The organism is Paraburkholderia sp. RL17-347-BIC-D, assembly GCF_046027915.1.
In the GTDB taxonomy this organism is placed as follows: Bacteria; Pseudomonadota; Gammaproteobacteria; order Burkholderiales; family Burkholderiaceae; genus Paraburkholderia.
The window spans coordinates 157,854-178,708 of record NZ_JARESS010000003.1 but is presented as its reverse complement, the minus strand read 5'-3'; the positions used below and the strand labels follow the sequence as shown (position 1 = coordinate 178,708).

At 63.3% G+C, this 20,855-nt stretch carries 16 protein-coding genes, 1 tRNA gene and 3 riboswitches; of the genes, 7 read left to right on the top strand and 10 right to left on the bottom strand.

The window, feature by feature from the left end:
• Positions 1–25: 25 nt before the first annotated feature.
• The 6 genes from P0D96_RS06325 to P0D96_RS06300 form a co-directional block, all read right to left on the bottom strand.
• Positions 26–1,156: an alginate lyase family protein gene (locus P0D96_RS06325; RefSeq protein WP_408284670.1), complete on the bottom strand. Its 1,131-nt coding sequence runs from the start codon at positions 1,154–1,156 to the stop codon at positions 26–28.
• A 139-nt stretch (positions 1,157–1,295) separates the two neighbouring features.
• Complete coding sequence (gene gcvP, locus P0D96_RS06320; RefSeq protein ID WP_408312491.1) at positions 1,296–4,232, bottom strand: aminomethyl-transferring glycine dehydrogenase; 2,937 nt, start codon at positions 4,230–4,232, stop codon at positions 1,296–1,298.
• A 71-nt stretch (positions 4,233–4,303) separates the two neighbouring features.
• The gene (gcvH, locus tag P0D96_RS06315; RefSeq protein ID WP_012434788.1) at positions 4,304–4,684 is read right to left on the bottom strand and encodes a glycine cleavage system protein GcvH; all 381 of its coding nucleotides are present in this window, start codon (positions 4,682–4,684) and stop codon (positions 4,304–4,306) included.
• Positions 4,685–4,748: 64 nt separating this feature from the next.
• Positions 4,749–5,867 carry a glycine cleavage system aminomethyltransferase GcvT gene (gene gcvT / locus P0D96_RS06310; protein WP_408312488.1) on the bottom strand — a complete coding sequence of 373 codons (1,119 nt, stop codon included), beginning with the start codon at positions 5,865–5,867 and terminating at the stop codon, positions 4,749–4,751.
• 80 nt (positions 5,868–5,947) lie between these two features.
• Positions 5,948–6,101: riboswitch (glycine riboswitch) on the bottom strand.
• A gap of 34 nt (positions 6,102–6,135) precedes the next feature.
• Positions 6,136–6,236: riboswitch (glycine riboswitch) on the bottom strand.
• A 149-nt stretch (positions 6,237–6,385) separates the two neighbouring features.
• Positions 6,386–6,736 carry a hypothetical protein gene (locus tag P0D96_RS06305; protein WP_132376550.1) on the bottom strand — a complete coding sequence of 117 codons (351 nt, stop codon included), beginning with the start codon at positions 6,734–6,736 and terminating at the stop codon, positions 6,386–6,388.
• Between the two features lie 195 nt (positions 6,737–6,931).
• Complete coding sequence (locus P0D96_RS06300; protein WP_132376551.1) at positions 6,932–7,981, bottom strand: oxidoreductase; 1,050 nt, start codon at positions 7,979–7,981, stop codon at positions 6,932–6,934.
• A gap of 337 nt (positions 7,982–8,318) precedes the next feature.
• Here P0D96_RS06300 and P0D96_RS06295 point away from each other — a divergent pair, with 337 nt between their 5' ends.
• Complete coding sequence (locus tag P0D96_RS06295) at positions 8,319–10,409, top strand: UvrD-helicase domain-containing protein (protein WP_408312484.1); 2,091 nt, start codon at positions 8,319–8,321, stop codon at positions 10,407–10,409.
• A 172-nt stretch (positions 10,410–10,581) separates the two neighbouring features.
• Here P0D96_RS06295 and P0D96_RS06290 read toward each other — a convergent pair whose 3' ends face one another.
• Positions 10,582–11,478 carry a c-type cytochrome gene (locus P0D96_RS06290; RefSeq protein ID WP_132376553.1) on the bottom strand — a complete coding sequence of 299 codons (897 nt, stop codon included), beginning with the start codon at positions 11,476–11,478 and terminating at the stop codon, positions 10,582–10,584.
• 275 nt (positions 11,479–11,753) lie between these two features.
• Between P0D96_RS06290 and P0D96_RS06285 the strand changes: the two genes are divergently transcribed.
• Together P0D96_RS06285 and P0D96_RS06280 are read left to right on the top strand one after the other, a co-directional pair.
• Positions 11,754–11,829: transfer RNA gene (locus P0D96_RS06285), tRNA-Arg, on the top strand.
• A gap of 74 nt (positions 11,830–11,903) precedes the next feature.
• Positions 11,904–12,062, top strand: a riboswitch (yybP-ykoY riboswitch).
• Positions 12,063–12,158: 96 nt separating this feature from the next.
• A complete protein-coding gene (locus P0D96_RS06280) occupies positions 12,159–13,169 on the top strand; it encodes a sodium:calcium antiporter (RefSeq protein WP_408312481.1) in 1,011 nt (336 codons plus the stop codon).
• An 82-nt stretch (positions 13,170–13,251) separates the two neighbouring features.
• On the opposite strand, the gene P0D96_RS06275 is transcribed toward P0D96_RS06280, so the two are convergent.
• Positions 13,252–14,319, bottom strand: coding sequence for an HAD family hydrolase (locus P0D96_RS06275; protein ID WP_408285547.1), 1,068 nt, complete (start codon positions 14,317–14,319; stop codon positions 13,252–13,254).
• Positions 14,320–14,904: 585 nt separating this feature from the next.
• Between P0D96_RS06275 and P0D96_RS06270 the strand changes: the two genes are divergently transcribed.
• The 4 genes from P0D96_RS06270 (at position 14,905) to P0D96_RS06255 (ending at position 19,680) form a co-directional block, all read left to right on the top strand.
• Positions 14,905–15,648 carry a hypothetical protein gene (locus tag P0D96_RS06270; protein ID WP_408176382.1) on the top strand — a complete coding sequence of 248 codons (744 nt, stop codon included), beginning with the start codon at positions 14,905–14,907 and terminating at the stop codon, positions 15,646–15,648.
• A 25-nt stretch (positions 15,649–15,673) separates the two neighbouring features.
• A complete protein-coding gene (locus P0D96_RS06265; RefSeq protein WP_408312477.1) occupies positions 15,674–17,089 on the top strand; it encodes a DUF1254 domain-containing protein in 1,416 nt (471 codons plus the stop codon).
• 7 nt (positions 17,090–17,096) lie between these two features.
• Positions 17,097–18,605 (top strand): DUF1254 domain-containing protein, encoded by a 1,509-nt coding sequence (locus tag P0D96_RS06260; RefSeq protein WP_408285553.1) that lies wholly within the window; start codon positions 17,097–17,099, stop codon positions 18,603–18,605.
• Between the two features lie 100 nt (positions 18,606–18,705).
• On the top strand, positions 18,706–19,680 hold the full coding sequence (locus P0D96_RS06255; RefSeq protein ID WP_408176384.1) for a SphA family protein: 975 nt from the start codon (positions 18,706–18,708) through the stop codon (positions 19,678–19,680).
• On the opposite strand, the gene P0D96_RS06250 is transcribed toward P0D96_RS06255, so the two are convergent.
• Together P0D96_RS06250 and P0D96_RS06245 are read right to left on the bottom strand one after the other, a co-directional pair.
• Complete coding sequence (locus P0D96_RS06250; protein WP_408176386.1) at positions 19,661–20,041, bottom strand: hypothetical protein; 381 nt, start codon at positions 20,039–20,041, stop codon at positions 19,661–19,663. The two genes, P0D96_RS06255 and P0D96_RS06250, sit on opposite strands and share 20 nt — an antisense overlap.
• Before the next feature lie 74 nt (positions 20,042–20,115).
• Positions 20,116–20,853 (bottom strand): class I SAM-dependent methyltransferase, encoded by a 738-nt coding sequence (locus tag P0D96_RS06245; RefSeq protein ID WP_408176387.1) that lies wholly within the window; start codon positions 20,851–20,853, stop codon positions 20,116–20,118.
• Positions 20,854–20,855 lie beyond the last annotated feature (2 nt).

The window sequence follows — 20,855 nt, the reverse complement described above, 5'->3', positions numbered from 1 at the left end:
TGCTCCCTGCTGATGATGAGTTGGTTTACCGCGCCGACAGCGGCAAACACACGGCGAGCCACGCGGGCGGCGTCGGTGCGAGCTGCAGCGCGATCGGCGTATAGCGCCCGTCGAGGCGCGCCGCCAGGTGAAACAGTTCCGTCGCGTTCTTCGGGTCCCACTGACCCGAATAGCCGGGCAAGCCGGCCTCGCGACGTCTTGCATCGAACGGAACGCTCGAATGCACGAATTCTTCATGCGTCTTGCTGCCGGCCGCATACGGCTCCAGCCAGTTGAGCGCGGCTTGCAGCGAGGCGCCGTCCGCGCCCTTTTCCGGCAGCCAGTTACGGTTATGGCGGCGCGCGGCGAGCGCGGCCGTCACGAGTGGCTGCAGATCGTAGGTGACATAATGCAGCGCGTCGCGTTCGCTGAAATCGATTGTCGAACCATCTGGCTCGATGTTGTCGCCGATATGCTCGACAAACAGACGCTGCGCCGCGTTGATCATCTTGCGGTTATCGAGCGTGAACGCGGCCATCGCAATCAGTTTGATCCGATGACTCTGCCAGTTGTTCTTGAACGTCCCTTTGAGCGGCCGAGGTTGCGCGTCGATTTGGCCGATGTAGCCGTTCGCGAGTTTCGTCAGGAACGCCATCGACGCATTGCGCGTTTTCACCGGCAACGCACTTGCCGTCATGTCGTACGCGAGAATCAGTCCTTCAAAACGGGTTTCGTCGATCGGATTGAAACTCGGTTGATAGGTCGTGACCCAGGCAAACAACAAGCGGTCGACGAGCTTGAGATAGCGGTCGTCGCTGGTGGCGCGCCAGGCGAGCGCGGCGTCGCGCAACAGATCGAGATCTTTCTCCGCTTCGACGCTCTGGTCGTAAATGCCCTCGTGCGGCAGCGTGCCTTCGGTGTGCAGTTTCGCCAGCGCATGCGGCTGATCGTTCAGATGCGCCTGCACATTGCTCACCAGCGCTTTCACGCCGGGATCGGCGTTCGTGCGTTCGCTGGTTTGCAGGGCGGGCGCCGCACAAAAATTCATCGCGGCCTGTGCTTGCCGCAGCGGCAGCAGCACGGCTGCGCCAGCCAACAGCAGCGTGCAGGCTTGCCGCCATGTCGGCGCTCGCGTTGCTTCGGTCCGGCTTTGCATCAATCGCACCTTTCGCGCCATGCGAAACTCCTCGTTAGGCTGATTCGGTGTGTGATGTTAGCCGTTTGCGGCCAGGAGCGACAGAGAACCGAGGACAGAACCACGCACCGCCCTGCCGCCTCTTTTCGAGGCAACGGGCGATGCGCGATAACTGTCCAGCTTACTCGTAGTCGGCGATCGGCACGCAGGAGCAGAACAGGTTGCGGTCGCCGTACACGTTGTCCGCGCGGCCGACCGGTGGCCAGTACTTTTTCGCGATCAGCGTGGGCAGCGGATACGCCGCGGTTTCGCGCGCATACGCGTGCTTCCAGTCATTCGCGATGACCACCGCTGCCGTGTGCGGCGCGTGCTTCAGCGGATTGTCTTCGCGGTCCGAGCGGCCTTCTTCGACGGCGCGGATTTCCTCGCGGATCGCGATCATCGCTTCGATGAAACGGTCGAGTTCTTCCTTCGATTCCGATTCGGTCGGCTCGACCATTAGCGTGCCCGGCACCGGGAAGCTCATTGTCGGCGCGTGGAAGCCGTAGTCGGCGAGACGCTTGGCGACGTCGTCCACGGTGATGCCGCTGGTTTCCTTGATCGGACGCAGATCGAGAATGCATTCGTGCGCGACCAGTCCGCCCGGGCCCGAATACAGCACCGGATAATGCGGCGCGAGTTTCTTCGCGACGTAGTTCGCGTTGAGGATCGCGGTTTCGGTCGCGGCGGTGAGATTCTTCGCGCCCATCATCGCGATATACATCCACGAGATCGGCAGGATCGACGCCGAACCGTACGGCGCGCCCGACACCGCGCCAATGCCGTTCGGCGCGCGTTCATAGCCCGACGAGATCTGGTTCGGCAGGAACTGCGCGAGATGCGCGCCGACCGCGACCGGCCCGACGCCCGGGCCGCCGCCGCCGTGCGGAATACAGAAGGTCTTGTGCAGGTTCAGGTGCGAGACGTCGCCGCCGAACTGACCCGGCGCGGTCAGGCCGACCATCGCGTTCATGTTCGCGCCGTCCACATACACCTGGCCGCCGTGCGCGTGCACGATCTCGCAGATTTCACGCACGTTCTGCTCGAACACGCCATGCGTGGACGGATACGTGATCATGATCGCCGCGAGTTTGTCGGCGTGCTGATCGGCCTTCTTCTGCAGGTCTTCGATATCGACGTTGCCTTGCGCGTCGCACGCCACCACGACCACCTGCATGCCGGCCATCTGCGCCGACGCCGGGTTCGTGCCGTGCGCCGAAGCAGGAATCAGGCAGACATTGCGATGCGCTTCGCCGCGCGACGCGTGATACGCGTGAATGATCAACAGGCCGGCGTATTCGCCTTGCGAGCCGGCGTTCGGCTGCAGCGACACGGCAGCGTAACCGGTGGCCGCGACCAGCATCTCTTCGAGCTGATCGATCATTTCGCGGTAGCCGACGGTTTGCTCAGCCGGCGCGAACGGATGGATCTGGCCGAATTCAGGCCACGTGACCGGCAGCATTTCCGAGGTCGCGTTCAGCTTCATCGTGCACGAGCCGAGCGGAATCATCGAGCGGTCGAGCGCAAGATCCTTGTCCGACAGGCTGCGCACATAGCGCAGCATTTCCGTTTCCGAATGGTGACGGTTGAACACATGGTGCGTGAGGTACGCGCTGGTGCGTTCGAGCGCGGCGGGGACCGACGCCGTGTTCGACGCGGCAAGCTTTTCGTCGAGCGTGTCGACTTGCGGCACGTCTTTCGCGCCCGCGGCTTGCGCGAACACTTCGAGCAGATCGGCCAGATCGCGGCGCGTGGTGGTTTCGTCAATCGACAGGCCGACTTGCGTGTCGCTCACGCGGCGCAGATTGATGCGCTTCGCTTGCGCGGCGTCGTGCAGCGCTTGCGTACGCGCGCCGGATTCGAACGTGAGCGTGTCGAAGAACGTTTCGTTGGTGAGCGTGTAGCCGAGCTGCTTCGCGCCTTCCGCCAGCAACGCGGCGATGCGGTTCACGCGCAGCGCGATCGTCTTCAGACCGTGCGGGCCGTGATAGACGGCGTACATGCTGGCCATGATCGCGAGCAGCGCTTGCGCGGTACACACGTTCGAGGTGGCCTTTTCGCGGCGGATATGTTGCTCACGCGTTTGCAGCGCGAGACGCAATGCGGGGTTGCCTTGCGCGTCGACGGTCACGCCGACGAGACGGCCCGGCATCTGACGCTTGAATTCGTCGCGCACGGCGAGGTATGCCGCATGCGGGCCGCCGAAGCCGACCGGCACGCCAAAGCGCTGCGTGTTACCGACGGCCACGTCCGCGCCCCATTCGCCCGGCGGCGTGAGGACGGTCAGCGCGAGCAGGTCGGCGGCGACCACCACGTGGCCGCCCGCTGCATGGATTGCTTCGGTGAGCGCGCGGTAGTCGCGCACGTCGCCGTTCACGCCGGGGTATTGCAGCAGCACACCGAACGCATTCGCGTTCGCCGCTTCCGCAGCCGGGCCCACTTTCACTTCGATGCCGACCGGCGTGGCGCGCGTCTTCACCACTTCGATGGTTTGCGGCAGCACGTCGTCGGCCACGTAGAACACGTTCGACTTCGGCTTGCTGATGCGTTGCAGCAGCGTCATAGCTTCAGCGGCAGCGGTGGCTTCGTCGAGCAGCGACGCATTCGAGATCGCCAGACCCGTCAGGTCGACGATCATCTGCTGGAAGTTCAACAGCGCTTCCAGACGGCCTTGCGAGATTTCCGGCTGGTACGGCGTGTACGCGGTGTACCACGCCGGATTTTCCAGCACGTTACGCAGAATCACCGTCGGCGTGTGCGCGTTGTAATAGCCCTGCCCGATGTACGAGCGGAACACCTGGTTCTTGTCCGCGAGTTCGCGCAGCGCGGCGAGCGCTTCCGCTTCGCTCTTCGGTTGCGCGAAGGGGCCGAGCGGCAGCGTTTCGGTGCGGCGGATCGTCTTCGGAATGACGGCGTCGATCAGCGCGGCGCGCGACGCGAAGCCGAGGGCTTCGAGCATCGCGTGCTGGTCGGCCGCGTCCGGGCCGATGTGCCGTTCGGCGAAGGCGTCATGCACTTCGAGCGCGGCGAGCGAGAGAGGAGTGCGGTTCATCAGACGATCCGGGTGTTCGAGCTTCATGGGTGTTCCTGGCGGTGCGGCTGTCCGTTCGAAAAGGACGCCGCACCTGTCGGGTTAAACGTAAAGGTGAATCAGGCGCCGATTGACTTGGTGTACGCGTCGGCGTCGATCAGACGGTCCTGCGTGGCGTCCGCAGCCGGCTTGATCTTGAAGAGCCAGCTTTCGTACGGCGTGCTGTTGACCGAATCAGGCGTGTCGGCCACGGCGGTGTTCGCTTCGATGATTTCGCCCGAAACCGGCGCGTAGATATCGGAAGCGGCTTTCACCGATTCGATGACGGCGACGGTGTCGCCTGCCGTGACGGTCTTGCCCAGTTCCTGGACTTCGAAGAAGACGATGTCGCCGAGCGCTTCCTGCGCGTGGTCGGTGATGCCGACCGTCAGCGTGCCGTCCGCTTCGGTGCGGACCCATTCGTGCGATTCGGTGTATTTCAGATCGGCCGGGATGCTCATCGGATGCTCCTATGCGGTGTGATTCGGTAGTGACTTGAAAAAAGTGGACGAACGCGCCGGTTGCTTAAACCGCGAGCACTTTGCCATTGCGCACGAACGGCAGTTTTACCACGCTTGCAGGGACGTTTTTGTCACGAATCTGAACGTGCACGGTGTCGCCCGGCTGCACGCCCTTCGGCACGCGCGCGAAGGCGATCGATTCCTGCATGGTCGGGGAAAAGGTGCCGCTGGTGATTTCGCCTTCGCCCTGCGGCGTGACGACTTTCTGATGAGCACGCAGCACGCCTGCCGCCTTGCCGTTGTCCTTCAGCAGAATCAGGCCGACGAACGCGGCCTGCGAACCGTCCGCTTCCAGCTTGCCTTTGCCGACGAAGTCACGCGGCGAGGTGAGGTCGACGGTCCAGGCGAGGCCGGCGTCGAGCGGCGAGACGTTGTCGTCCATATCCTGGCCGTACAGGTTCATGCCGGCTTCGAGGCGCAGCGTGTCGCGCGCGCCGAGACCGGCCGGGCGCACGCCTTGGGCTTGCAGCGCGTTCCACAGCGCTTCGACGTGATCCGCCGGCACGATGATTTCGAAGCCGTCTTCGCCGGTGTAGCCGGTGCGGGCGACGGTCAATTCACCGAACGGCGTGTTTTCGATGCGAGCGGCGTTGAAGGGCTTCAAGGCTTCCGTGGCGGCGCGCGCGGCCGGCACGGTTTGCCAGACTTTTTCGCGTGCGTTCGGGCCTTGCACGGCGACGATCGCAAAGTCGCGACGCGGCGTGATGGTCAGGCCGAAGCCGCCTTCGGCGTTGAGCTGGCCGAACCAGGCGATGTCTTTATCAGTGGTGCCAGCGTTCACGACCACGCGGAAGTGATCTTCGCCGAAGTAATAGACAATCAGATCGTCGATCACGCCGCCGTCCGGGTTCAGCAGGCAGGAGTACAGTGCGCGGCCGAGCGTTTGCAGTTTGGCGACATTGTTCGCCAGCGCGTATTCGAAGAAGGCGCGCACGCGCTCGCCGGTGAAATCGACGACGCACATGTGCGAGACGTCGAACATGCCGGCGTCGGTGCGCACGGCGCGGTGTTCGTCGATTTGCGAGCCGTAATTGACAGGCATGTCCCAGCCGCCGAAATCGACCATGCGGGCATTGAGCGCACGGTGGGTGGCGTGGAGCGGGGTGTGTTTGAGTTGGGTCATGGGGCCTCGGGCATCTCGCGAAACAAAAAAGGCCATGCGGCGCTACGCCTCGCGGCCTTCTGGCTGCGAGCGTGGTCCTGCATGACCCCTCTGTCCTCGATACCTGAGAGATTGCGCCACCGTGATCACATTGACGTGCCGCGGTGAAACGCGCGCCCCTTCGGTGGGCAGCTTGCCAGAATCTGCTCGATTAAACGATGCAGACGGCTACTGCCGCTCTCCAGAGTGCGAAAAACGAGTGCCTCGATGTTGCCTGGACGCGGGTTTTTCGACGCGGTCGGTCCTTTTGCCTGAGAGTTTGCGGGTGTGCCCCTTCGGCGGCGCGGCCTGCGATTTTCAGCGGCCAGCGCGCTCTCCCGACGCGTGCGGCGAATGTACGCGAGGGCCGGGGGCTTGTCAAATAAAGGCCCGCGAGCGGCGCGGCGGTTGACGCACCGCTCTCGCGCCTGTCAAAAAAAGCGCGGGACGTGATGCCGCGCTCGTGCCGCTTTTGGTGCCTGACCTGACGCGTGGCGCGACTATTCGCCGATGGCGTGCGCCGCGTTGTCCAGCTCCTGATTCAGCACGCGCTGTTCGTCGCTGGAGAGGCCGCCGCCATGTTGCGCGGCCATGTCGTGCGCTTCCTGACGGATCACGTCTAGACGATGATGCAGCGCGCCGCCTTGGGGCGGCGGGTAATAGCCCTGATTCACGCGGTTGTCGATCCGGCGGCTGAGATTGTCGATGCGGCCGTCGACCTGACGCAGGCGCTGATCCGCGATCTGTTGCGGGTTGGGACGAGGCGCCGGCTGGGGTTGAGGCGCCACCACACAGGCGGCGAGGGAACTGAGCAAGGCGCACGCGGCGAGCGCGCGGATAGTACGGGGCATGGACTCTCCGGAAGTCATTGTCGTTGTGTGGTGCTACCCGGCAGCAACGGATGACTGCCGGGCCGCGCTGACCGGCAGCGCGGCCTTATTTGTAACGTTATGTTCCTTTCGGGCTTGTCAGGGTTTGGCCCGCGCGGCATGGGTGGCGAGTGCTATTTTAGGTACACAAGCCGTTTCGACATGCCGGCCAAATCGTCAGCGAATCCGCTCAAACGGCAGCCGGACGCCTTCTTCCGAACTGCGCGCCGCAAGCTCGATAACCGTCATTACGTCGACGGCGTCCTGTGCGCTGACCGGGAATTTCACGCCGTGCTGGATGGCGTCGGCCACCGCGATGTAGAACCCGGTGTAGTCGCCATTGCGCGTCGGCAACTCGCGCTCGACTTCCTGATCGCCTTCCTGCACGCGCAGCACACCGGCGGCATTGCCGGCGCCGAAACCCTCGTCGCCCGGCCGCAGGCCCGCCTTCAACTGATCTTCCTGCGTATCGAGGCCGTATTTCATATAGCTGCCGCGCGTGCCGTGAATGGTGAAGCGCGGCGCGACCAGTGCCGTCAACGCGCTGGCGTGCAGCACCACTTCGAACTCACCGTAGCCGAGCTGGATATGCACGTAGTCGGGTGCGCCGGCGTCGTCGCGATGCGTGCGCACGGTGGCCGACACGGTTTGCGGCGCGCCGAACAGGGCCAGCGTCTGGTCGATCAGATGCGGCCCGAGGTCCAGCAGCAAGCCGCCGCCGCGCGACGCTTCCTCGCGCCAGCGCTGTCGCACCTCCGGCCGGAAACGGTCGAAATGCGATTCGTATTGCGTGATCCGTCCCAATTCGCCGCTCGCGAGCAGGTCGCGCACGGTCAGAAAATCGCCGTCCCAGCGACGGTTGTGAAACGGTATGAAGAGTTTGCTCCGGGCGAGCGCGATGTTGGCCAGCGTGTGGGCGTCGGCGGCGTTCAGCGTGACCGGTTTGTCGACCACCACGTGCTTGCCCGCTTCCAGCGTGCGGCGCGCCAGGTCGAAGTGCGTATCGTTCGGCGTGGCGATCACGATGCAGTCGATTTCTTCGAGCGCCAGCAGCGCGTCGAGGTCGGCCACCACCTTTGTATGCGGATAGTCGGCGAGCGCGCGCTCGGGTTGGCTCGTGGCAATGGCCGCGACGCTCGCGCGGCCGCAGTGCTCGATCACCGGCGCATGGAAGGTCGCGCCGGCGAAACCGTAACCCATCAATCCAATCTTCAGCGATGCGGACATGCTTGTCTTCCTGCAAAATCGGCGCGCCGCTTTGCCACCGCGGCGACGGCGCGCAACACCGCAATTGTGGCATGTCCTGAAGGTGGACCGTCAGCGTCGTCGGCTCGGCGCATGTTGATCGGATATTGCTTTTATGAGGCGGGCATCCGTTGCATGCATCCGTGTTAACATCGCTCCTCTCGCGCGAACCGCAGCGGGCCGGAACACCCTCGCACCGCGCAGGGCACCCGTTCCAGCCGCCGGGGCCGCGCAGCATGCCCCCGGGCCTTCGGCCGGCAGTCGCCGCGCCGCTACGCCCTCAACCGCTGCTTTCAACCGCATCACCCATCCACAGACGATGTCCGCAGGCCTGAACCCCGCTCAAAATGAAGCGGTCCGTTATCTTGACGGTCCGTGTCTCGTGCTCGCCGGCGCAGGCAGCGGCAAGACGCGCGTGATCACGCAGAAGATCGCGCACCTGATCGAGGCCAAGGGCTTCGAGCCACGTCACATCGCCGCTGTCACGTTCACGAACAAGGCCGCATTGGAAATGCGCGAGCGCGTGGGCAAGCTGCTCGAAGGCAAGACGCTGACCACGCCCGGCAAGGAAGGCCGCAAAGTGCCCGTCAATCAGTTGACGGTCTGCACTTTCCACTCGCTCGGCGTGCAGATTCTGCGGCAGGAAGCGGAGCACGTCGGCCTGAAGCCGCAGTTCTCGATCATGGATTCGGACGACTGCTTCGGCATGATCCAGGAGCAGGTCGGTTCGACGGACAAGGGCTTTATCCGCAAGATCCAGTCGATCATCTCGCTGTGGAAGAACGGCATGATCATGCCCGAGCAGGCGATCGCGATCGCCGCGAACGAGGACGAACATCAGGCCGCGATCGTCTACCGCAATTACGTGGCGACGCTGCATGCGTATCAGGCGGTCGATTTCGACGACCTGATCCGTCTGCCCGCCGAACTCTTCGAAAAGAACGAGCAGGTGCGCGACCGCTGGCAGAACAAATTGCGCTATCTGCTGATCGACGAGTATCAGGACACCAATGCCTGCCAGTACGAACTGGTGAAACTGCTGGCCGGCAAGCGCGCGGCGTTCACAGCGGTTGGCGACGACGATCAGGCGATCTACGGCTGGCGCGGCGCGACGCTCGAGAATCTCGGCCAGCTCAGCAAGGATTTTCCGAAGCTGCATCTGATCAAGCTGGAGCAGAACTATCGCTCGACGGTGCGCATTCTGACCGCCGCGAACAACGTGATCGCGAACAATCCGAAGCTGTTCGAAAAGAAGCTGTGGTCCGAACACGGCATGGGCGACACGATCACCGTCACGCCGTGCAACGACGAAGAGCACGAGGCCGAGTCCGTGGTGTTTCGCCTGTCGGCACACAAGTTCGAGCGGCGCGCGAATTTCCGCGACTACGCGATCCTGTATCGCGGCAACTTCCAGGCGCGCATTTTCGAGCAGGTGTTGCGGCGTGAACGGATTCCGTATGTGCTGTCCGGCGGCCAATCGTTCTTCGACAAAGCCGAGATCAAGGACATCTGCGCTTATCTGCGCTTGATCGCCAACGCGAACGACGACCCCGCGTTCATCCGCGCGATCACCACGCCGCGGCGCGGCGTCGGCAATACGACGCTCGAGGCGCTCGGCTCGTTCGCGGGCCAGGCCAAGGTGTCGCTATTCGAGGCCGTGTACATGGGCGGCATCGAGGCGCGTCTGTCGCCACGGCAGATCGAACCCATGCGCGTGTTCTGCGACTTCATGCAGCGCCTCACCGATCGTGCCGAGAAGGATGCCGCCGGCACGCTGCTCGACGAACTGATGGATGCGATCCACTACGAGGCTTATCTGTACGATGCGTTCGACGAACGCCAGGCGCAGGCCAAGTGGCAAAACGTGCTGGAGTTCATGGAGTGGCTCAAGCGCAAAGGCACCAAGGCTGAGCCCGCGGGCGCGGCGAACGACGAAGCCACCGGCTACGACACCGCCGACGGTCTCGGCGACTCCGGCAAGAGTCTGCTCGGCCTGATCCAGACCGTGGCGCTGATGTCGATGCTCGAAGGCCGCGAGGAAGATCCCGACGCGGTGCGGCTTTCGACGGTGCATGCGTCGAAGGGCCTGGAGTATCCGCACGTGTTTCTGGTGGGCGTCGAGGAAGGCATCATGCCGCATCGCGGCGGTCCGGACGACGAGCCGATCGACGACGCGCGCATCGAAGAAGAACGCCGGCTGATGTACGTGGCGATCACGCGTGCACAACGCAGCCTGCATCTGAACTGGTGCAAGAAGCGCAAGCGCGCGCGTGAAACGGTGGTGTGCGAGCCGTCGCGCTTCATCCCCGAAATGCTGCTCGACGATGCCCCGCCGCCGACGCCCGAAGAAGCGCCGATGTCGCCGAAAGACCGGCTCGCGAGTTTGAAGGCGCTGTTGCAGAAGCCTTGAGTGGGCGCTTCGAAACGTCGAGTGCGCAGCCGCTCGCGGACAGCGCCCAACCTGGCGCATAACGCGAATCTCGTAGGCGTGTCTGTTGGCCGAGATATAAAAAAATCCCTGCGCCGCGTCGCCACGGTGCAGGGATTTTTTGTCACGCGGCAAACGCCGCGAGCGGTGCGTCTTACTTCACCGCGCTGACCATGTAGTCGACGGCGGCCTTCACGTCCGCGTCGGAGGCAGTCGAGCCGCCCTTCGGAGGCATCGCGCCCTTGCCGTGCAGCGCGTAGTTATAGACCGTGTCCATTGGCTCTTTCAGACGCGGTGCCCAGGCGTCCTTGTCGCCGAATTTCGGTGCATTCAGCACGCCAGCCGCGTGACAGGCCTGGCAAACCTGCTGATACAACGCCTTGCCGGCTTGCGACGCGTCCGCGCTTTGCGTGCCGCCCGCTGCCGGCGCGGCCGCTTGCGGCACGCTGGCCATGGCGGCCATCGCTGCGGCGGCCTGAGCCGCGCCCGCGTCGGAAGCGCCGGCCGGCGCTGCCGCTGCTGCACCGGAGGCCGCAGCGGCGCCTGCTGCCGGCTGAGCCGGTTCAGGGAAGCTTCCGCCGGAGTTGTTGGCCATATAGGCGACCGCGCGGGCGATCTCAAAATCGCTGTAGTCGTCCGGGCTGGTGCCGCCGCGCGGCGGCATCGCGCCTTTACCGGTGAGGGCAGTGTGCAGCAGCGTATCGAAGCCTTGCGCGATGCGCGGCGCCCAGTCGGCAGCATTGGTAAATTTCGGCGCGCCTGCCGCACCCGACGCGTGACACGCGGAGCACACGGCCTTGTAGACTTCCTCGCCGCTCTTGTAGACGCGCGGCGCGTTGGCGTCGCGAATGTCGACCTGGGCGAACGGCTTGATGCGGGCGGTGACCTCGGCTTCGGAGAGAGAGTCGGTGCCGGCGCCGGTGCGCGTCGAATTGTCGACGTAGATCACTAGCAGAACGATGATGACGATCGGTACCGCAAAACTGGCAATGATCGCGGCGACGAGCTGTCCGGGGGTTTTGATCGGGGCTCCGTGTGGTGCTTCGCTCATGCTTGTCTCGTCTCCGTGGGTATGTGAGCGGTACAGCGTGACGGCAACTTCTTGTTCTTTAATCAGCCACGGACGATTATAGACGGAACATTTCGACGGCGGCGAGGGGCGCGGCGGGGTGTTCAGCAGGCGTTTACCCGCATCGCGAGGGTTGTCGGAAAGCCGCCGAATGCCGTCATTGGGGCCGTCCGGTGGACGGTGTGGCCGAAACCGGGTATCCTTTCGGTCTCGCTTTGGCGTCGCATCCGTTCTGGTTGCCGCGCTTTCGTGTTGAAGCGCCCGTAGCTCAATGGATAGAGTACTGCCCTCCGAAGGCAGGGGTTGCTGGTTCGATCCCAGCCGGGCGCACCATAGAGAGTCGATCTCGTTCAAGGGCTTACGCAGAATGCGCTAAGCCCTTTTGTTTTTTGCGGCCTTGTCGTGTCCCGACTTCCTTCATCCTTTGAAGGATGAGCGCGTCAACATACTTGGCCTGCGGGTCATGGCGCGTTCGACCGGGTCGGTTTGGCGAGCCCATTGACGCACTGCCTCGTTCTGGTCGGACGGGCGGCGGTGCGTCATTGGTTTGTCATCTACGTCCGACCGCGGAGTTGCCCTGTGAAACATCGTCGTACCCTGCCAGTCTCCCCTTCTGCCCGTCCGCCGCGCCGCTGCTTCTGCGTGTATGCGGAGCGCCGCGCATGACTGGTCTCCTGTTCGAACTTGGCATCATGCTGGTCGTCATTCTGGTGGCGGCCGAGCTCTTCACCAATGCGCTCGAGCATCTGGGCGAACGCCTCAAGATTTCCGAAGGCGTAACGGGTTCGCTATTCGCCGCTGTCGGCACAGCGCTGCCCGAGACGCTAGTGCCGCTGCTCGCGATCGCGGGCGGCACGACGGATAGCGCGGTCAATCAGGAGATCGGCGTCGGCGCGATTCTCGGCGCGCCGCTGATGCTCTCCACCCTCTCCACCTTCCTCATGACGCTTGCGATTCTCGGTTCACGCGGCGCGCGCGGCTGGGTCGCGCCAGAGCGTACGGGTTTCACGCGCGACCTCAACTATTTCCTGTGCGCGTTCGTGCTGGCCGCCGCAGCGATGTACGTGCCGCACGAGCAGATGATGGTGCGCGCGTTCTTCAGCGTGGCGCTGGTCGGCGTGTACGTCACTTATGTGGTGATGACCTTCCGCGCATCGAATGATCTGGTCGATGCCGGTCACGGCACCGAAGCGCCGGGCAAGATGCTGATCGCGCGCCTTCGCGTGCCGACCAATCTCGCGACCATCGTGGTGCAACTGGCGCTGGCCGTCGCGCTGCTGGTGTGGGGCGCGGAAGGCTTCATCCATGGTGTGCGCGGCGTGTCGCAGGCGCTTGGGGTGTCGCCGCTGCTGCTCTCGCTGCTGATCATTCCTATCGCCACCGAGCTGCCCGAGAAGGTCAACAGCATTCTGTGGATTCGCCGCGGCAAGGACACGCTGGCGTTCGGCAACATCACCGGCGCGATGGTGTTCCAAGGCACCTTGCTGCCAGCGATCGGTATTCTGCTGACGCCGTGGGTGCCGCGCATCGAAGTGGTGACCGGCATCGTGATCACGCTCGCGGCGGCGGCGTGGCTGCGGCTCAACGTGCGCGAGCGCGGCGTGCCGGTGTGGGCGTTGCTGGTTTGCGGCGCGCTCTATGCCACGTATCTGGCGATTACGCTGAGTCGCTAGACAAGGCGCTAAAGCCAGTCATAGCGCGACAACTCTAACAACCGCTGAAGGCCGCTTACGAATGGCCTTCAGCGGTTCAGGCTCAGTTCGCCGGGGGCGTCGCCGGCGCCGCTGCCGTCGTCGCGCCTTCAGGCTTGAACACGGTCTTCCAATCATCTTTCATATCGACGACGAGCCAGCCTTTCGCGCCGGCCTCGTCCAGACCTTTGTCGAGCTTGCCGCTCTTCGCCGCGCGGTCGTACGCGTATTCGCGTTGCGCGTCTGTGTGATGCACGAGCGCGGCGAGGCGCGGGCCGTCGCCTGCCGAGGTCCATTCGAGCATCGGCGCGTCGCCGTCCGCGTTACCGAACGCGATCACCGGACGTCGGCCGATCACGCGATCGATGGCAAGTGGTTTGGCCGAGCCGTCGACCAGCGTGTCGACTTGCGCGAGGCGCGTCAGCGAGACCGCGCCGTTGCTCTGGCCGTAGCGATACTTCACGGTGCTGCCGATCACCTGCTCGGGCGGAATGCCGTACATGCGCTGAGCCACGTCGCGGACGAACTCGACGTCGCCGCCCGTCACCAGATAGGTCTTGAAGCCGCTCGCGCGCAAATAGGCGAGCAACTCGAGCATGGGCTGATACGCGAGATCGGCGTAAGGCCGGTTGAAGCGCGGGTCGTTCGCGGCATCGAACCATTCGTGCACGAGCGCGGCGAACTGGTCGCCCGTCAGGCCGGCGTGGGCCGCCGCCAACACCCGCATCGAGCCGGCGTCGCCGCTTGCCGCCACATTCTTGAGATTGCCTTTGAGGATTGAGCGGAACGGTTCCTGACGCTTCCATTCCGGATGCCGCGCGGCCACCGTCTTCACACGTTGCAGCGCGAACACCAGTTGCACCGAGGCCGGTTGCTCCGGCCACAGCGTGCCGTCGTTATCGAACACGGCGATCCGGTCGGCGCGCGGGATGAAGTCCTTGGACTCGGGCGTCGTCACCAGCGTGACGAAGTCGACGATAGAGCGTTTGGTCTTCGTGTCGTTCCATGACGCCAACCCGGCGGCCGTCGATTCACCGGTCTGCGACATGGCGTCCTGGCGCGGCGTCACGGAGCAAGCGGAAAGAAGGACAACGGTGAAGGCAATGCAGTACCGGTGCAACGTGCGAATCATGAAAGCCTCATCGAAAGCGGTGGGTCGAATTCAAGCGAGCGCAAGTCTAATGGGCCAAAGCGGTTATTGCAGCCCTTGTGGGATTTTTTCGACATGACGGTTGAGCCTGTTCCGTCATAAAAAATGCCAATTGAACAAGCGGGGAAGTCGGACCCGATTGATCTGGCTTTCGGCCGCGTTACAAATTTATCTCTGTAATTTCCAGAATCGTTGCTAGTATTCCTAACGATGCCAGCGTGGTGAATCTTCTTCTTTCCGCATGCTTCGTTTGATGCGGCGTCTCTCGTTTCAAGGAGCGCTCATGCAAGCCGTGTATCCAGCTGCGCCGTCTTTCCAGATTGTTCAAGCGACATAACGCGGGTTATTTGCGTGACATCGCGTCCGGCTGCGCATGGCTGCCCGGACGCGCGAACACGCGAGCGAGATGAATTCGATTTAAATCAGTCACCCGAACGCCATCCCTTTGAAATGATTTCGCGTCAGGCAAAGGCAGGTGCTCGCCTATAAGAAATGGCCATAAAACGAGGCTCGATAGTGGGTTAAAGCTGCGTGTTTGGGGCGGGGGCATTATGCGCTGCCGCGTTCGTGTCGTCGCCGGTCTTCGCTCAGGCATCCGCCGACGACGCCAATAAAAGCAATAACCCGCTCAATCTCGCCGCCTCATTCAACATCCAGAATTACTACACGCCGAGCGTATTCGGCGCTAGTGCGCACACCAACGACCTGCTGCTGCGCCCTACCGTGCTGGTCGGCCCGAATAGCCTGACCGGCGTGCCGCAAATCTTCCGCGGCACGGTGCCGCTCAGTACGCGGCCCGATCCGAGCGGCGGCTACAACACCGGCCTCGGCGACCTCAATCTGTTCGACATCTTTCTGCTCTCGGAAGGCGACGTGCAGCTCGGCGTGGGCCCGCTCGTCACCATGCCGACCGCGACCGATCCGAGCCTCGGCACCGGCAAGTGGCAGGCAGGTCTTGCCGCTGTTGCCGTGAGCGCCACCCGGGCGCGGCTGATCGGCGGGCTCGTGCAGTGGCAGCACTCGTTCGCCGGACAAAGCAGCCGGCCCACCACGCAATCGCTGACCGCGCAGCCCTTTGGCATATTCAATCTGCCCGGCGGCTGGTACATCCGTTCGACCGGCATATGGACGTTCGATCTGCAGCACGGCAGCTACTACATCCCCGTCGGCCTCGGCGCGGGCAAGGCATGGAAGGGCGGTTCGACGATCTACAACGCGTTCATCGAACCGCAATACTCGATCGCGCATTCCGGTGCGGGCGTGCCGCAGTTCACGATTTTTGCTGGCCTGAACATGACGTTTGGCAAATAAACGAGAACTCGAGGGGAGCTTAGCGATGACGTTTTTAAAACGCGTGGGAATGCGGGCATGCGTCGCCGGATTGGCGTTGGCCGTGCTGCCGCAGATGCCGGCGACGGCGCAAACGAGCGCCCCGGCCGCCGCGGTGACCGCTTCCCCGGACGAAGCGCGCGGTATCGCCCGCGATGCGTTCCTGTACGCCTATCCGATGCTGTTCAACTATAAGACGCTCTATCAGCAGGCAGTCGATCCCACTTCGAAGTCGTACGTGGGCGGCTTTGGCAAATTCCGCAACTACTCGCGGCCGTACGGTCCCGAGAACAAGGAAATCGTGACGCCGAACAACGACACGCCGTACTCGTGGGCATGGCTCGATCTGCGCCGTGAACCGTGGGTGCTGACGGTGCCAGCGGTGCCGAACGAGCGCTACTACGTGTTCCAGTGGATCGACCTGTTTACCTATAACTTCGCGTACGTCGGTTCGCGCACCACGGGTAACGGCGCGGGCCACTATCTGTTCGCCGGACCCAACTGGCACGGCGACACGCCCAAGGGCATCGACAAGGTGTTCCGCTCGGAGACTGACCTGATTCTGACGCTCGGCCGCACGGCGCTCAACGGCGCGAGCGACGTCAAGAACGTGCAGGCGATCCAGAAGCAGTACAAGCTCACGCCGTTGTCCGCTTTCGAACACACGGCCGCACCACCGCCCGCCGCGAAACTGAGCTTTCCGAAATGGGACGAAGCGAAGGCGACCTCGGTCGACTTCATTGCCTACCTGAACTTCCTGTTGCAGTTCACGCAGCCGCCCGCGCCGTCGGAGCGCGAGCTGATGGGACGCTTCGCGAAGATCGGCATTGCACCCGGCGCACCGTTCGATCCGGCCGCGTTGCCAGCCGACACGCGCGCGGCGCTCGAAGCGGGCGTCGCCGACGGCAAAGCCGCATTGGCCGACGCGGAAAAGCGCACCACCAGTTCCTTCGACCTGTTCGGCAGCCGCGCCGACCTGAAAGACGATTACACGACGCGCGCCGTCGCCGCGGCGATGGGCATCTACGGCAATACGAAGGAGGAAGCGGTGTACGTCGGGACGCGCGTGAATGCCGAGCATCAGCAATTGATCGGTTCACAGCCCTACGTCCTGCACTTCGACAAAAAAGATCTGCCGCCGGCGAAGTTCTTCTGGTCGATGACGCTTTACGATTTGCCGGCGCGCCATCTGGTGGCGAATCCGATTCACCGTTACTCGGTCGGTGATCGTACTCAGGGGCTGAAATACGGTGCGGACGGTTCGCTGGATATCTACGTGCAGAACAAGGCGCCGGGCGCGAACGAAATGTCGAACTGGCTGCCCGCGCCTGTCGGTGCGTATGACCTCGTCATGCGAATCTACGGGCCGGACCAGACCGTGCTCGACGGCAGTTGGACGTTTCCGACACTGCAGAAGCTCTGAGGCGCGCATGGACGACCCGGACATCGACATGCATAGGAAGGCGGCGACATGGGTGACGGCGGCCGTGCTGGCGTCGGTTGCCGCGCCGATCCTTGCGAAGATGCAGCAGCGTCCGTGGTCTGCCGCGACGGCCGGCGCGGCGTCCGTGCCCGGTCCGGTGGCGGGCGACATGATGTCGGAGGAATACGCGCGGTTGGTGGCGCGCCAAACCTATTTCTGGGCGTGGCCGCTGGTGAATGTCTACCGCCGATTGCTGGCGATGCAGCAGGTGCCGCGGCCGGGGCTGAATGGAGGCGTCGCGCCGGTCGCTCCGCCCAACCGTCTCGCGATGCTGCGCGATTATGCTCAGCCGCAAACGCGCTACGTCGGCTGCCCAAATCGCGATCTGATTGACGGTTGCGCGATGCTCGATTTGCGCACTACGCCGGCGATCGTCCAGGTGCCGGATTTCGGCAGACGCTTCTGGGTCTATCAGGCCGTCGATCTGCGCACTGATAGTTTCACGAGCCTCGGCAAGATGTATGGCTCGCGGCCGGGCTTCTATCTGTTGGCGGGCCCGGACTGGCATGGCCCGGCGCCGAAGGGCATCCGCCAGATGTTCCGCTCGCCCACCGCGATAGGCATGCTGATTCCGCGCGTGTTCATGGACGACACGCCGGAAGATCGCGCACTGGTGCAGTCGCTGATTAGCAAAATCGGCGTGTATCCACTCGCGGACTACGACGGCCAGTTCAAGGAAACGGACTGGTCGGCACTGCCCGGTTTCGGCGCGGCCCGCAGTGCGACGCACGCAAGCGCGGAAGAGATCGAACGGGTCGATCCGAACCGTTTCTGGGACACGCTGCCCGCCGTGCTCGACGAAGCGCCGCCGCAACATGGCGAAGAGGCGCTCTATGCGCAGGCACGTGCGCTGATCGCCGCCACGCGCCGGGACGGCGCACTCAGAAGCGCCATCATCGACGAAACGGCGAGAGCCGAAGCGGATCTGATCGCACCGCTCTCCAATTTCAATCTGTTCGGCAAGCGGCTTGCGGGAAACTGGAATACCTTCAGCAACGGTGCAGCCTTTGGTACGGACTACTACTCGCGAACGGCAATAGCGACGTCGCACGTCTTTGTCAACAAGGCCAACGAGATAAAGTGTTTTTATTCGGATACCGATGCATCGGGCCGATGTCTTGATGGCAGCGGGCGCTACACCGTGACCTTCCATAGAGACCGGTTGCCGCCTGTCAAAGGTTTCTGGTCGCTGACGCTATATGACTCGCACCATTTTCTTTCCCCCAACCCGCAAAACCGCTACACACTCGGTACGAAGAACAAAGACCTGAAGTTCGACGCAGACGGCTTGCTCACGCTCCAAGTACAACACGCGAAACCCAGCGACGACAAGTTCGCCAATTGGCTGCCGGCGCCGGCCAACGAGGTGTTCTCCCTGTACTTGCGCGCCTACCGGCCGCAGCAAGCGCTGCTGGATGGCAACTGGACGCCGCCGCCAATCGTGCGCGAAGCCTGACGCCTGCGCGCTTGCGCGCAGTGCGGCTTGCGGACGCAGCCGGCCCGGATGCGGTTCCGTAGGAGTGAGAATGCCGAACTTCCATTCGATGAGGACGATTATGAGTCAACCTAACTGTTTCTTCGCAGCCAGGCGGCTCGTTGCCGGATTGTGCAAGGGCGCGTTTCTGACCACCGTCGGCGTGAGTCTCTCCCAAACGGCGTCGGCGACGGAAGGCGGCATCGGCCGTCCGATCACGGGCCAGCAGGTGATGCCCTACGGCGGCGTCGTCCCGCCGACCAGCGACTGGATCGTGTCGGCCGCCACGATCTATTACGAAGGCTCGCTCGGCGCGAGCAAGTCGATTCCGATCGCCGGACAGGTGACGGCCGGCGTCGACGTGACGGCCGTCTACACCATTCTCAACGCGGTCAAGACGTGGGGCATTACGGTAGGCGGCTGGAATTTCGCGTCCTCGTTTGGCGTGCCGCTTCAGTACACCGACATCTCGTCGTTTCACGGCCGCTTGCCGAACGACCACGGCACGCAGTTCGCCGATATCTTCTTCGCGCCGGTGGTCGCCGGCTATCACCTGACCAAGACCGACCACGTCGCGTTGAGCGTGCAGATCTATGCGCCGACCGGTGCGTACAACCCGAACCGGCTCGCCAACGCCGGACAGAACACGTGGACCTTCACGCCGACGATCGCCTATACGAAATTGCTGCCGCAGGAGAACATCGAACTGTCGTTGAATTACGGCCTTGAGTTCTACACGCCCAATAACGACACCCACTATCACAACGCGCCGGTCAGCGTGCTCGATCTGCTGGCGCTCAAGCGCTTCAGCAGCGGCTGGGGCGTCGGCGTGGTGGGCGGCTATATCCAGCAGATCGGCCATGACAGCGGCGGGATTGCGGACGTCGTCGGCGGCAGTCAGGGTCATTCCGTGGGCATTGGGCCGATGATCACGTGGTCGGGCAAGGTGCAGAAAACACCCGTGTCGGCGTCGCTGCGTTGGGTCAACGAGTTCAACGTGAGCAACCGGCCGAAGGGTAATGCGGTGCAACTGTCGGTCAATGCGACGTTTCAGTGACGCCGCGGCATGTGATGCGTGACAGGCGCGGTGCCGGACGGTCGGCGTTGGTGACAGAGAGCAGATTCACGCCCTTCACCGGTTGCAGTGCCGGCTTACCGTCCGTCACCACGAGTTCGGCCGGCTGCGCAGCGATCATGACGTCCGGTGCCTGTGCGGATTTCTTGCCGTCGGCGGGCAGCATCGGGTCGGACTGCAGATTCGTTTGCGCGTTTTTCGCCGCGTTGACCCGCCACGCGGCGGTGCTGAGTTGATACGCCACGCCGTCGAGCGATGCCGCGTCGTACCAGTCCGCGGCATTCAGATGTAGCGTGCCGCTTGCGTCCTGGAGCCATGCGCTCTTTGTCGAGCCGCGCGACAACCGTTATTACCTGCTGCTGTCCGGCCGCTGGTTCCGTGCGGCTGGGATATCCTTCACATCCGGACCGAAGCCGATCAACCGCGCGTGCCGCGCTCGCATATCGCGTACACGCTGGAGCACAAGTCAGGATAAACGCGCCCCAACTCGAAACAGCCATCCAGATACGCTCTGGATATGATACCGGCCTTCAATGCGGCATCGATCTGGAAGTTGGCAAGGCCCTTGAAGAAGACGCCGCCTTCGGTGACCGGGCGGAGCTTTGCCGCACGCAGATCGGCTCGCAGCGTATCGATCGAATAAGTCACGCGATGACCGTGTGCGGCTTCAGCCGCCGTCACGGCCGCGTGATGGTCGATCAGCCCCATATTGACCGCGATTTGCCGCGATCCGGCGCGCGCATTCGGAGCAGCCACGAACAGGCGGCCACCTTCCGATAACCAGCCACGGATCCGGCTCAGGACTTCGACCGGATGATCGAGGTGTTCAAGCGTGTGGATCAGGAAGATGTTGTCGTAGCGTCGCGCGGGTTCGAAAGTCTCGAACGTCGAGTGATGGAATTTGACGGCGCCTTTCGTCTTGGCTGACGCAACGGCGATGCAGTCCGCCGATGCCTCGACCACTTCCAGTGAATCGAAGCGCTGTGTCAGGAGTCGCGTGAAGTTACCTTCGAAGCATCCCAGTTCGAGCGCGTTGCCGCTGACGTGGAACGGTGCAAATGTTCGAAGCATGTATTCATGCATCAGATAATCGAAGTCATAAGCGTAGCGATGTTCGGGATGATCTTTCGCTTCTGCGTCGTAGTCTCTGCTCATGG

Bases quoted from the DNA above. Each gene is read 5' to 3' on its own strand.
- P0D96_RS06280 (WP_408312481.1), top strand. From the start codon at position 12,159: ATGACTGGTCTCCTGTTCGAACTTGGCATCATGCTGGTCGTCATTCTG.
- P0D96_RS06305 (WP_132376550.1), bottom strand. From the start codon at position 6,736: ATGCCCCGTACTATCCGCGCGCTCGCCGCGTGCGCCTTGCTCAGTTCC.
- P0D96_RS06295 (WP_408312484.1), top strand. From the start codon at position 8,319: ATGTCCGCAGGCCTGAACCCCGCTCAAAATGAAGCGGTCCGTTATCTT.
- P0D96_RS06290 (WP_132376553.1), bottom strand. From the start codon at position 11,478: ATGAGCGAAGCACCACACGGAGCCCCGATCAAAACCCCCGGACAGCTC.
- gcvP (WP_408312491.1), bottom strand. From the start codon at position 4,232: ATGAAGCTCGAACACCCGGATCGTCTGATGAACCGCACTCCTCTCTCG.
- gcvT (WP_408312488.1), bottom strand. From the start codon at position 5,867: ATGACCCAACTCAAACACACCCCGCTCCACGCCACCCACCGTGCGCTC.
- P0D96_RS06260 (WP_408285553.1), top strand. From the start codon at position 17,097: ATGGACGACCCGGACATCGACATGCATAGGAAGGCGGCGACATGGGTG.
- gcvH (WP_012434788.1), bottom strand. From the start codon at position 4,684: ATGAGCATCCCGGCCGATCTGAAATACACCGAATCGCACGAATGGGTC.
- P0D96_RS06325 (WP_408284670.1), bottom strand. From the start codon at position 1,156: ATGGCGCGAAAGGTGCGATTGATGCAAAGCCGGACCGAAGCAACGCGA.
- P0D96_RS06275 (WP_408285547.1), bottom strand. From the start codon at position 14,319: ATGATTCGCACGTTGCACCGGTACTGCATTGCCTTCACCGTTGTCCTT.
- P0D96_RS06255 (WP_408176384.1), top strand. From the start codon at position 18,706: ATGAGTCAACCTAACTGTTTCTTCGCAGCCAGGCGGCTCGTTGCCGGA.
- P0D96_RS06245 (WP_408176387.1), bottom strand. From the start codon at position 20,853: ATGAGCAGAGACTACGACGCAGAAGCGAAAGATCATCCCGAACATCGC.
- P0D96_RS06265 (WP_408312477.1), top strand. From the start codon at position 15,674: ATGACGTTTTTAAAACGCGTGGGAATGCGGGCATGCGTCGCCGGATTG.
- P0D96_RS06300 (WP_132376551.1), bottom strand. From the start codon at position 7,981: ATGTCCGCATCGCTGAAGATTGGATTGATGGGTTACGGTTTCGCCGGC.